Annotated in this window: 11 protein-coding genes; 6 read left to right on the forward strand and 5 right to left on the reverse strand. The window is 62.2% G+C overall.

The genetic code is table 11. From position 1 onward, the window contains the following. The 4 genes from AOP79_RS06980 (at position 1) to deoD (ending at position 4,010) form a co-directional block, all read left to right on the forward strand. The gene (locus AOP79_RS06980; RefSeq protein ID WP_062071907.1) at positions 1-1,038 is read left to right on the forward strand and encodes a LacI family DNA-binding transcriptional regulator; all 1,038 of its coding nucleotides are present in this window, start codon (positions 1-3) and stop codon (positions 1,036-1,038) included. 31 nt (positions 1,039-1,069) lie between these two features. Continuing rightward, positions 1,070-2,110 (forward strand): L-glyceraldehyde 3-phosphate reductase, encoded by a 1,041-nt coding sequence (gene mgrA, locus AOP79_RS06985; protein ID WP_062071909.1) that lies wholly within the window; start codon positions 1,070-1,072, stop codon positions 2,108-2,110. A gap of 130 nt (positions 2,111-2,240) precedes the next feature. Further along, positions 2,241-3,197, forward strand: a complete 957-nt coding sequence (locus AOP79_RS06990) for a diacylglycerol/lipid kinase family protein (RefSeq protein WP_062071912.1) — start codon at positions 2,241-2,243, stop codon at positions 3,195-3,197. 105 nt (positions 3,198-3,302) lie between these two features. After that, a complete protein-coding gene (gene deoD, locus AOP79_RS06995; protein ID WP_062071914.1) occupies positions 3,303-4,010 on the forward strand; it encodes a purine-nucleoside phosphorylase in 708 nt (235 codons plus the stop codon). 152 nt (positions 4,011-4,162) lie between these two features. Here the strand turns inward: deoD and AOP79_RS07000 are convergent, their stop codons facing one another. The 4 genes from AOP79_RS07000 to AOP79_RS07015 all read right to left on the reverse strand — a co-directional run bounded on the left by AOP79_RS07000 (position 4,163) and on the right by AOP79_RS07015 (position 7,405). Then, on the reverse strand, positions 4,163-4,981 hold the full coding sequence (locus AOP79_RS07000) for an SDR family NAD(P)-dependent oxidoreductase (RefSeq protein ID WP_062071916.1): 819 nt from the start codon (positions 4,979-4,981) through the stop codon (positions 4,163-4,165). Between the two features lie 13 nt (positions 4,982-4,994). Continuing rightward, positions 4,995-6,674 carry a glucose-6-phosphate isomerase gene (gene pgi, locus AOP79_RS07005; protein WP_062072013.1) on the reverse strand — a complete coding sequence of 560 codons (1,680 nt, stop codon included), beginning with the start codon at positions 6,672-6,674 and terminating at the stop codon, positions 4,995-4,997. 77 nt (positions 6,675-6,751) lie between these two features. Then, positions 6,752-7,048, reverse strand: coding sequence for a hypothetical protein (locus AOP79_RS07010; protein WP_152648047.1), 297 nt, complete (start codon positions 7,046-7,048; stop codon positions 6,752-6,754). Between the two features lie 78 nt (positions 7,049-7,126). Beyond that, positions 7,127-7,405 (reverse strand): hypothetical protein, encoded by a 279-nt coding sequence (locus AOP79_RS07015; RefSeq protein WP_062071920.1) that lies wholly within the window; start codon positions 7,403-7,405, stop codon positions 7,127-7,129. Between the two features lie 91 nt (positions 7,406-7,496). Here AOP79_RS07015 and AOP79_RS07020 point away from each other — a divergent pair, with 91 nt between their 5' ends. Beyond that, on the forward strand, positions 7,497-8,036 hold the full coding sequence (locus AOP79_RS07020; protein WP_152648048.1) for a YdeI/OmpD-associated family protein: 540 nt from the start codon (positions 7,497-7,499) through the stop codon (positions 8,034-8,036). Between the two features lie 13 nt (positions 8,037-8,049). Here the strand turns inward: AOP79_RS07020 and AOP79_RS07025 are convergent, their stop codons facing one another. Continuing rightward, the gene (locus AOP79_RS07025) at positions 8,050-9,012 is read right to left on the reverse strand and encodes a serine/threonine dehydratase (RefSeq protein ID WP_062071922.1); all 963 of its coding nucleotides are present in this window, start codon (positions 9,010-9,012) and stop codon (positions 8,050-8,052) included. A gap of 97 nt (positions 9,013-9,109) precedes the next feature. Between AOP79_RS07025 and ligA the strand changes: the two genes are divergently transcribed. Continuing rightward, positions 9,110-11,197: an NAD-dependent DNA ligase LigA gene (gene ligA, locus AOP79_RS07030; protein WP_062071924.1), complete on the forward strand. Its 2,088-nt coding sequence runs from the start codon at positions 9,110-9,112 to the stop codon at positions 11,195-11,197. Positions 11,198-11,631 lie beyond the last annotated feature (434 nt).

The following is an 11,631-nucleotide window of genomic DNA, read 5'->3' on the forward strand; positions in this document are numbered from 1 at the left end:
ATGACCACCCCGCCGGTTGCTACCGCCTCTCAAGTGCGCTCCACTGCGCCCACGCTTGAAGCGGTAGCAGCCAAGGCTGGGGTGTCGCGAGCGACAGTCTCGCGCGTAGTGAACGGGTCGCCCACGGTGCATCCCGAGAGCGTGAAAGCGGTCAAGGCCGCCATCGCGGAGCTCGGGTACGTGCCGAACCGGGCGGCCCGTTCGCTTGCGTCTCAGCAGTCCCATGCAATCGCGCTGGTGGTGCCGGAAGACACCACGCGGTTCTTTGGCGACGTGTACTTTGCCTCTATCGTGACGGGGATCAACCGGCGCCTTGAGCAGTCGGACTACCTCCTCAATCTGATGATCGCCACGCACGGCCCTGACGCCAGGATGCTGCGGTATCTCGCCGGTGGTGTGGTTGACGGAGTGGTGGTGGTGTCTCACCACGCGGATGATGTCTTTGTCCGTGAGATTGGGGACATGCTGCCCATGGTGTTCGGTGGTCGCCCTGCTTTGTCGGGGCTTAAGGGCCATGTCGTCGACGTCGACAATGTCGCGGGAGCGGCGGACGCTACACGCCACCTGATCGCGGCCGGGCGCAAGCGCATTGCGACAATCTCGGGGCCTATGACGATGCAGAGCGGCCTTGACCGCGTTGAAGGCTGGCGCCTCGCCCTCGACGAGGCGGGGCTTGAGCCTGGCCCGATCGTCCATGGGGACTACACGATGCCTAGCGGTACGAGGGCCGCCCGTGAACTGTTGGCTATCGACCCGTCAATCGACGGGGTCTTTATTGCTTCCGACCTGATGGCGTCTGGAGCACAGCCAGTCTTCTTGGACCGCGGTGTGCGTGTGCCTGAAGATCTGGCGATGGTGGGGTATGACGATTCCCCCAGTGCGCTCAACTGTGAAGTGCCGCTGACGACGATTTGCCAGCCATCGGCGGCGATGGGCGAAGAGATGGCGAACATTTTGTTGGCGATTCTTGCCGGAGACACAGATCAGCCGCGCGAGACGCTGTTGCCCACTCAGCTGATTGTGCGAGACTCGGCATAAGCAAACATCGCTGTGAGCCGAGGAGTAGCACGTGACATACATTGCCGATGAGCACCGTTATGACGGCAGGATGCCCTATCGCCGGACGGGGAAGTCGGGCCTCGACTTGCCGGTGCTGAGCCTGGGGCTCTGGCATAACTTCGGTGACGATGTCCCTCTGGCTAATCAACGCGCAGTCATTCATTCTGCGTTTGATCACGGCATCACGCACTTTGATTTGGCCAACAACTATGGGCCGCCTTATGGAAGTGCAGAGACCAACTTCGGCAGAATCTTTGCCGAGGATCTCCGGCCGTACCGTGACGAGATTGTGGTCTCCAGCAAAGCCGGCTGGGATATGTGGCCTGGTCCTTACGGCCAAGGTGGTGGCGGACGCAAGTATGTGACGGCAAGCCTGGATCAGTCGCTTGAGCGCCTGGGTCTTGAGTATGTCGACATCTTCTATTCGCATCGCTTTGATCCAACGACCCCACTCGAAGAGACTGCTGGTGCACTCGATGCAGCGGTCAGGGCCGGTAAGGCGCTCTACGTGGGTATCTCTTCTTACGATGCGGACTACACACGTCAGATGGCTGCCATCCTGAAGGACCTCGGCACGCCGCTTTTGATCCACCAGCCCAGTTACAGCATGTTGAATCGGTGGATTGAGACGGAGGGCCTACTCGACGCTACCGACGAGGTTGGCGCGGGTGTGATCGCTTTCTCATCTCTTGCACAGGGAATGCTGACTGACAAGTACCTCGACGGCATTCCAGAGTCGTCGCGCGCGGCGGCGGGCAAGTCCTTCAACCCTGAGTGGCTGACGGACGACGTCGTGGGGCGGCTGCGTGCACTGAATGACCTTGCTGGCAAGCGCGGGCAATCCCTAGCGCAGATGGCTTTGGCGTGGTCTCTTCGCGACACACGTGTGACCTCCCTCGTGATGGGAGCATCTTCTGTCGAGCAACTCGAAGCCAACGTCGAGGCGGTGCACAACTTAGACTTCAGCTCCGCGGAACTGGACGCCATCGACGACATTGTGGTGGATGCGGGTATCGACATTTGGGCCAACGCCCGTAAGGGAACCCTGTAGCCAGCACTTCTGTGTGTTCCCGCCATCGTGCACCTGATCACGGGAGCGAGACCAGGTGGTGCCGAATTGACGCAGTACCCGGGCGGGGTCACCGTGGCCCCATGCCTATCTCTGACGAAGGAGTTCTGCTGTGAGCACTGATCATGTGGGCATCGTGGTGAATCCCGCGAAGACCAGCAAAGCGGATCTTGAAGAGGCATTGTCGTCAGCCGATGTCGATCTCGCGACGGTGAAGGTGTCCTGGTTCGAGACCACGGTTGATGATCCGGGGGAGGGGATGACCAGCGACGCGCTCGATGCGGGCTGTGATCTCGTGGTGGCGGCGGGAGGCGACGGGACGGTACGCATGGTCGCGCAATGTCTCGCGGATCGTGGTGAAAAAGCCGACCTGGGCATCGTTCCTTTGGGGACAGGTAATCTCTTGGCCCGCAACCTCGATATTCCGCTCAACTCCATCGCCGATGCTATCGCCGTAGCACTCTCGGGGGCGCCACGAACGATCGACTTGGCTTGGGCCGATGCCACGGTTGAGGGGGGCTCGCAGCGGCAGGCGTTTACGGTGATGGCGGGAGTGGGTATTGACGCTCACATGATCGTCGAAACGGACGACGACCTCAAGGACAAGGTTGGCTGGCTTGCCTATGTCGAGTCGTTAGGCCGGGCAGTGTCCACGAGCGACATCATCGAGATGGACCTGACGCTTGACGGCGAGGATGTGAGCCGTGAGCAGGCACACACATTGATTGTGGGTAATTGTGGTGTCCTCACGGGAGGGGTCACGCTCCTTCCTGATGCTGACCCTGCAGATGGCGAACTCGACATGCTTGTGCTGAGCGCCGACGGTGTGGGTGGCTGGCTCGACACGCTGCGATCGATGGTGTGGGACAACGGGCTCAAGCGACTCGTGGGCGCCAACACATCTGCGGAGAGCAGCGAATCTGTGGAGCACCGTCGCACGACGGCGGTGACTCTCGATATGGCTCAGCCGCGGATGCTCGAGCTTGACGGCGACGAGGTTGGTGAATCCACGCATGTGGAGTTCTCCATTCAGCCGGGTGCACTACGGGTGCGAGTCGCTCAGGACTGACGGAGTTCACGGGTCTAACCCACGGGTCTAGCTCACGGGTCTAGCTCACGGGTGTAAGGGGGAGTTGCACAGGCGCATATGTGCTCCGACCCGTAGGGTCGGAGCATGCCTACTCCTCACATCTCTGCGCCCGATGGGGCTTTTGCTCCCGACATCCTTTTGCCAGGGGATCCACGCCGCGCTGCGTTGATCGCAGACCGGTTCCTTGAGGACGCGCACCAGGTGACAGATGTGCGGGGAATCCTCGGGTTCACGGGTACGCACGAGGGCCGGCCGCTGTCGGTCATGGCCACGGGGATGGGAATGCCGTCCGCGACGATCTACACCACTGAGTTGGTGCGTCACTATGGCGTGAAGCGCATGATCCGTGTGGGCACCGCAGGTGGCATCCATCCTGATCTGCAACTCGGGGACGTCATTGCGGCTTCTGCAGCGCACACCGATTCGGCGATGTCGACGTATCGGATTCCTGGCATTCACTATTCGCATGCCCCTGCGTTCTCATTGCTACGTGCCGCAGCCAACTACTCCGAAGCCGCAGGGGTGAGCCTTCGTGTGGGGCCGGTACTGACCTCGGATGCGTTTTACCACCCAGACCCGACGCTGGTGGCGCGGGTGGCAGAGTACGGGACGCTCGCGGTCGAGATGGAAGCTGCCGGCATCTACGCCGTGGCGGCCGCGGAGGGCGTGGAGGCGTTGATGATCGCAACTATCTCTGACCATGTAGTGCGCGGCGAGGAGCTGAGTTCTCAGCAGCGCGAACAGGAGTTCGAGAAGATGGTCAGTGTGGCCATCGGCGCACTAGCGTCTTAGCCCACCACCCCCCCCAAACCCTCTTCCTTCCCCGCCAAATGGCTCCATTTCGCTGTTATGGAGGCCCAAAACAGCGAGAAACAGCCACCTGAGCCGGTGGGATCAGACGCCTACTGAGCCGGTGGGATCAGATGCCTACCGAGCCGGCGGGATCAGACGCCTACGAGTGTTTCGCTACGCTCCCACAGCTTCTGGGCCAACTCAGCATCATCCACCTGCGGATTGGTCTTGGCGAGCGCGTTCTTGGCGTAGTAGCCGCCGTGCTCCCAGGTGACGCCCGGCTCGCCGTCTGCCAGCCACGTTAGCCGCGAAGCACCGGCATCAACGCCTTCAAACAGCTTGCTGAAGATGGAGTGATACGCGAAACGGAACGGTCCGGAGCCTTCGGAGGCGAAGTTGGTTGCAATCGCACCGGGATGGAAGGCGGCGGCGGATATGCCCTGGTTGCGGTACCGGCGGTCGAGTTCCTTGGTGAAGAGGACGTTCGCAAGTTTTGCATCGCCGTATGACTTTTGAGCGGACCATTTGCGTTGGTTGTCGAGATCCTCGACGTCGATGTCTCCCCACGCGCGGTGCGCGACGCTGGACGTTTGAATCACCGCCGCGTCGGATTCGATCAGGCGGTCCAGGAGCTGCGTGGTCAGAAGGAACGGTGCGAAGTGATTCACCTGCATGGTGAGGTCGTGGCCGTCCACAGTGGTGCGCTGCGTGAATGTTCCGCCAGCGTTGTTCGCAAGCACATCGATGCGCGGATACGCGTCGAGTAGGTCCTGAACCAGTGTCCGGACCTGGCTGAGGTCCGCAAAGTCGGCGATGTGGAATGGCACGCCTAACGCGGCGGCCACGGCTTCAGTTTTCTCGGGAGAGCGGCCCACGATCACAACACGGTGGCCGATGTCGTGGAGTTGCCGGGCCGCTCCCGCGCCGATGCCGTCACTGGCGCCCGTGATGACGATCGTCTTGGGTGTCACGTGGCTGCCGGGCCTACGCGCGGTGCGCGCGGTAGTAGGCGATGAGTGCCTGCGTGGAGGCGTCCTGCGCTGCCAGTGCGTCGTCGTCACCTTCAACGGCGGGGGCGATCTCGAGGGCGAGCTTTTTGCCGAGTTCCACACCCCACTGGTCGAATGAGTTGATGCCCCAGATGACGCCTTGTGTAAACGTGATGTGCTCGTACAGCGCGATGAGTTGACCCAAGACCTGCGGCGTCAGTGATGGGGCAAAGATCGAGGTGGTGGGGCGGTTGCCGGGAAATGTGCGGGCGGCCACGAGTGCACCGGTGGTCCCCTCGGCCTCTACTTCTGCGGCAGTCTTGCCGAATGCGAGTGCCTTGGTCTGAGCGAGGAAGTTCGCGAGGAACAGGGAGTGGACGTCCTGTTCGCCGTCTTTCAGGTCATATGCAGGGTTGACGACAGAGATGAAGTCCGCAGGAATGAGCTTGGTGCCTTGGTGGATGAGCTGGTAGAACGCGTGCTGTCCGTTGGTGCCGGGTTCTCCCCAGAAGATCTCGCCCGTCTCGGTGGTGACGGGGGCGCCGTCCCAGCGCACGGACTTACCGTTGGATTCCATGGTGAGTTGCTGGAGGTATGCGGGGAAGCGGTGCAGTTGCTGTGCGTAGGGCAGGACGGCGTGTGATTGTGCGCCCAGGAAGTTCACGTACCAAATGTTGAGTAGTCCCATGAGTACGGGGACATTCTCTTCTAGCGGCGTGGTGGCGACGTGCTGGTCGACGGTGTGGAATCCGTCGAGGAGGTCTCCGAAGACGTCGGGGCCGAGCGTGATGGCGAGTGAGAGGCCGATGGCGGAGTCGACGCTGTAGCGTCCTCCAACCCAGTCCCAGAAGCCAAAGGCGTTGGTGGTGTCGATGCCGAAGTCGGCTACCTTGTCGAGCGCGGTGGAGACTGCGACAAAGTGGTGTGCCACGGCATCGGCCTTCGCGTCCGCGTCCGATACGTTGACGCCAGCCGTACCGAGCGCTTCCCACAGCCAGGTACGTGCGAGACGCGCGTTGGTGAGGGTTTCGAGTGTGGTGAAGGTTTTCGACGCGACGATGAACAGTGTGGTCTCGGGGTCGAGCCCCTTGAGCTTCTGTCCCATGTCGGTGGGGTCGATGTTCGAGACGTAGCGCGCGGCAATGCCTGCGTTCGCGTAGGGCTCGAGGGCTTCGTAGACCATGACGGGTCCAAGGTCGGACCCGCCAATGCCGATGTTGACGACTGTGGTGACCTTTTTGCCGGTGATGCCGGTCCACTCCCCGGAGCGCACGCGCTCAGCGAACTCGCTCACGCGGCCGAGGACGTCTTGCACGTCACTGTCGATGTCTTGGCCGTCGACGGTGAGGCCAGGCGAGGCATCGGCCGGGCGGCGTAGTGCGGTGTGCAGGACGGCGCGGTCTTCGGTGGTGTTGATGTGCTCGCCAGCAAGCATCGCAGCGTACCGTTCTGCCACTCCAGTCTCTTTGGCGAGTGTGACGAGCGATGCCAGGATTTCGTCGGTGACGAGGTTCTTGGAGAGGTCTACGTGGAGGTCTGCCATCGAGAGCGTTAGGCGCTCAACGCGGCCTGGATCGGCGTCGAACCATGCGCGCAAGTCGGGGGCGAAGCCGTCTTTGTGAGCGGTGAGCTCGGCCCAGGCGGAAGTGGTCGTGGGATCGATCGGTGCAGTCACAGTGACCACGATAGTCCCCTCGGGGTCGCGAGTCTCTAGGACCTTAGGGAATATGTGGCTAGAACCGCTAAATGTCCCTACGCGACAGACCGAGCAGTCGTGGACACTTCAAGCGCCGAACGCCCCCAAGCGACGAGGTCCGCCGGTGCTCCAACCCTAATGCCCCGGCGCGCCGAGGGATCCAGACGAGGCGACGCTTCGGCCAACACCAGCACCTCAGTGTCGTCCAACGTCACGTCGGTCGCGGTATCGAACTCATCGTTGAAATCTGCGATGTAAACGATGACGTTGTCGGCGACCGCGATGGAAGCGGGTCGCAAGTCGCCGTCAATGAGGGCGAACGGGGCGCGTACTACCAGGCTCATCAAGCTCATGATCGGCACCCTAGAGAACCGATGTTGCCGGTGTGTGACGTTTCTGTAGCCAGTTGCGCACCCAGTCTTCGTGCCCACTCAGGCAGGGCCAAAGGTCTCGCGAACCTGGTGTTCCCATTCGCTATCGGCAAGGCCTGCGCGGTCGAGAAGGTCGCGCCAATCGCTTGCAGCGTGTTCGAGTGCATCGTCAAACATCTGCGCATGCCCACGTGATGCGATCACCACGGCAGCGTGCAGGCGATCAGCGTCGGTGTGGCCCTCGATGTGGAGCCGTTCGAGCGCACTCACCATGCGTGATGATGACGCCCCGAAGTCCTCATGAATGCGCTCCCGCACACGATCACTGACGATGGCCATGCGCAGGATCCTCTCACGCATCGCTGTCCCGCAGGGCGCGCACGTCAGTGGGAACTGCGATCATTCAGGGGTGGACCTAGAAGAGTTGACCATGCGCGACGAGCAGTCCTGGCACGACTGGCTCGTCGACAACGATGCTGTAAGCAACGGGGTGTGGTTGGTTCTCGCCAAGAAGGGCGTGACTGAGCCTACGTCTCTCGCCTATGCCCAGGCCCTTGATGAAGCGCTGTGCTCCGGCTGGATTGACGGACAACGGCGCTCGCGGGACTCCTTGACGTTTGTCCAGCGTTTTACGCCGCGGCGTCCTCGGTCACTGTGGTCCAAGCGCAATGTCGAGCACGTCGCACGGCTGACTGAGGCTGGCCGTATGCGGGCGGGGGGTCAGCGCCAAGTTGAACTTGCACGCGCGGATGGACGGTGGGAGCGTGCCTATCCAGGGTCGGCGGACGCGGTTGCGCCGGACGACCTCGTGGCGGCACTGGCAGCCCTACCGGATGCTCAAGGTAGGTTTGCTGCGCTCAGCGCACAGCAGCGGTTCGCGATGCTGCACCCATTGATCACTGCCGCGACGCCTGAAACGCGCGCTCGCAGGCTTGAGCGTCTGATCGAGAGACTGAAGCGCGAATCTTGAACGCGGCACCTCGCTATTGCTCGTGAGTCGTTGGCTGTCCTTGCGGACCGATTCCCGGCACCACAACGTTCGCGCCGCACAGGACTACGCCGATGCGTGATCCCGGTTCGGGCTTCCAACGGCCGGTGTAGAGGGCGGCAAAGGGGGCAGCAACGCCTGGCTCGACGACAACCCGTAGCAGACGCCAGAGCCGAGCCTGGGCGTCGAGAACTTCGTCGTCGGTCACCACGATGGACTCGGCCGCCGCTGCGGACAGCGCTTCCCATGGAGTATCGCCGATGCGTCGGGCACCGAGGTGGTCGGCTGCCACTCCGCTGACGGGGACAGTGACCGGGGATCCTGCTTCGACGGCTGCGGCATACGACGCGGTCCCGACTGTCTCGCATCCGATGATCGGGATGCGGTCACCGCACCATGCCGCGGCGCCACCTGCAAGGCCGCCTCCGCCCACGGCCAGCAGCATGGCATCGAGACGTCCGGCATCGGCCTCGAACTCCTTTGCGACGGTTCCCGCCCCTGCCATGACCACTGGGTCGTCAAAGGCCGCGATCGAAGTGGCGTCGTGTTCGGCGAGATAGTCGGCAGCAGCATCGGCCGCATCTCCGTACGTCAAGCCGATGCTGTGAACGTTGGCCTCGAGACTCACCAAGCGCTCGACTTTGGCCGGGTTGGCTGTCGTGGGAACAAAGATGTGAGCGTCGTGGCCAAAGCGGTGCGCGGCGTATGCCACGGCTGCGCCGTGGTTACCTCCCGATGCTGCGACGACGCCAGCGTCGGAGACAGGCTGTGTGGCGACGTAGTGCACGGCACCGCGGGCTTTGAAGGCTCCGGTGACTTGGAGGTACTCGAGTTTGAAGACGAGCGTTGCGTCGATCCCCATGGTGTCGCCGGGCACTTCAATGATGGGTGTGCGCCGCACGTGCGGCGCGATGGCTTCTGCGGCAGCGTCGATCTGGGAAGGCGTTACGAGAGTCACCCCACTAGTGTGCGCCTTTGGGTAGGTGCTTGGCGAGTACGCACCGCTCGATCGCCCTCAATCTTGCTGTGTCGCCGACTCATGGTGAGATAGGAGCGTGAGCGAGACCATTGACCCCCGCGCCCGGCATCAGGAATTGGTACAGCAGATTGAGGAGCACCGCGCCCGCTACTACGGCGAGGACGCTCCCATCATTTCTGACGCCGCCTATGACGCGCTCGAGAGCGAGCTGAGGGATCTTGAGGCTGCGCACCCCGAGCTCGCTGAGCCGGACTCTCCGACGCAGACGGTGGGCGCTGCCCGAGGCGAGACGGGGTTTGCGTCGGTTCAGCATCGGGAACGCATGATGAGCCTCGACAACGCCTTCTCTATCCAGGAGGTTGACGCGTGGCTCGAACGACTTGCCCGCGAGCTAGGGGCGCAAGAGGTGGTGTGCGAGCCCAAGATTGATGGGCTGTCGATCTCCCTGACGTATGAGAACGGCACCTTAGTTCGCGGGGTGACGCGCGGTGACGGCACGACAGGTGAAGATGTCACTGCGAATGTCAGGACCATGGGGGACATCCCGGACACGCTCAGTGGCGACAACATCCCTGAGCTCGTGGAGATTCGCGGCGAGGTCTACCTTCCACTCGCGGCGTTCGAGGAACTCAACGAACGCATGGTCGCCGAGGGCAAGCCGCCTTACGCTAATCCGCGCAACACCGCAGCTGGTTCGCTGCGCCAGAAGGACTCCACGGTCACAGCGTCGCGCCCACTTGCGCTGACGGCCTACGCATTGGGTGCGCTCGAATGGGGCGCGCAGGGAGCCGATGCTCGTGCTGAGTCCCAGGCAGGGATCTACGAGGTGCTGGCCGGGTGGGGGCTACCTGTGTCTGAGCACACTCGTGTCCTCACGGGGGTGGACCACATTGAGCGCTTTCTCAAGGAACTAGAAGAGAAGCGGCACTCGATGGTTCATGAGATCGACGGCGCCGTGATGAAGGTGAACTCTCGGTCGGTTCAAGGGCAGCTGGGGTCGACGAGTCGCGCGCCACGCTGGGCACTGGCATACAAGTTCCCCCCGGAAGAAGTACACACAACGTTGGAGGACATCCGCGTTGACGTGGGTCGCACCGGTCGAGTCACGCCCTATGGGGTGATGACGCCCATCACGGTTGCTGGTTCGACTGTGACCTACGCGACATTGCACAACCGCCATGAGGTGAAGCGCAAGGGTGTCCTGATCGGCGACTCGGTGGTACTGCGGAAGGCCGGGGACGTCATTCCCGAGATTGTGGGGCCTGTGGTCGCTGCACGCGATGGGAGTGAGCGCGAATGGACGATGCCCGAGGGTTGCCCGTCCTGTGGCACCACGCTCGTGGAGCAGAAGGAAGGAGACAAGGATCTCCGGTGCCCTAACTCCCAGTACTGCCCGGCGCAGATTACGGACCGCATTGCGTTCATCGGTTCGCGCGGAGCACTTGATGTCGAAGTGTTGGGGGAGAAGGCAGCCGTCGCGTTGGTCGAGGCAGGCGTCCTGTCTAACGAAGCTGGCTTGTTCTCATTGACGGAGGGCGATCTTGCCAGGGTGCCGTTGTTCACGCTGGAGTCAGACTCCACCAAGGATGGCGTAGACCGGAAGGCCGGCGACGTCTCTACCAATGGCCTGCGACTACTGGAAAACCTCAACTCCGCCAAGGAGCAACCCCTGTGGCGCGTCATCGTGTCACTCAGCATGCGTCACGTTGGGCCTACTGCGTCAAGGGCGCTGGCGACTGCCTTTGAGTCCATTCCCGCGATTCGCGAGGCCACAGAGGAGCAGCTCTCGGCCGTCGACGGTGTGGGTCCCACGATTGCTGACTCGGTCAAGCGTTGGTTTGAGGTGGACTGGCATCGGGACATCGTGGACCGGTGGGCACAGGCAGGCGTTCGGATGCAGGACGAGCGCGATGAGTCGATAGCGCGGACCCTCGAAGGTCTCACGATTGTCGCGACGGGCTCTCTCGAGGGATTCACCCGAGACTCGGTGAAGGAAGCGATCATTTCCCGAGGAGGCAAAGCGGCAGGTTCGGTCTCTAAGAAGACGGACTATGTGGTCGCGGGCGCCAACGCTGGTTCCAAGGCAGCCAAGGCCGAAGAGCTGGGTGTGCCTGTCATTTCAGAGGCGGAGTTCGTGCGACTCATGGCAGAGGGCTCGCTCTAGTCCAGCGCGGTGCCACAGGGCGCGAGAAGTGTCGCAGCGCGCCGTGCTCCTTGCCCCACTGATCGTCGACTGCACGGCTACCACATCTGCGAAGTGAAACTGGCCAAAAAAATAATCAAAAGAATTTTCCGCAGATTCGCGGAAACTACCCGTCGATGGGGTCATAGGACTGAGGTTTACCAGGCCATATGAGCCGTTCCGGGGGGTGAACGCGTCGATTTGACTTGGGTGTTCATATGCCCGTAATGTCTTCCTCGCTGCCAAGGACGGAAGCGCCGCGGAGGGCCTGAGATAAGGACCCAGAAGCGGCACCTCTTGATAGCTCTCACAGCCAAAGAAGCAGACGCTCTAGCGCCTGCAACTTGTCGCTGCGGAGAGTGATCTAGAACTGACAACTCGCCGACAAGGCGATTTGACAAGGACAGATCAAGGCA

Source organism: Demequina sediminicola (assembly GCF_000975055.1).
GTDB classification, from domain to species: Bacteria; Actinomycetota; Actinomycetes; order Actinomycetales; family Demequinaceae; genus Demequina; species Demequina sediminicola.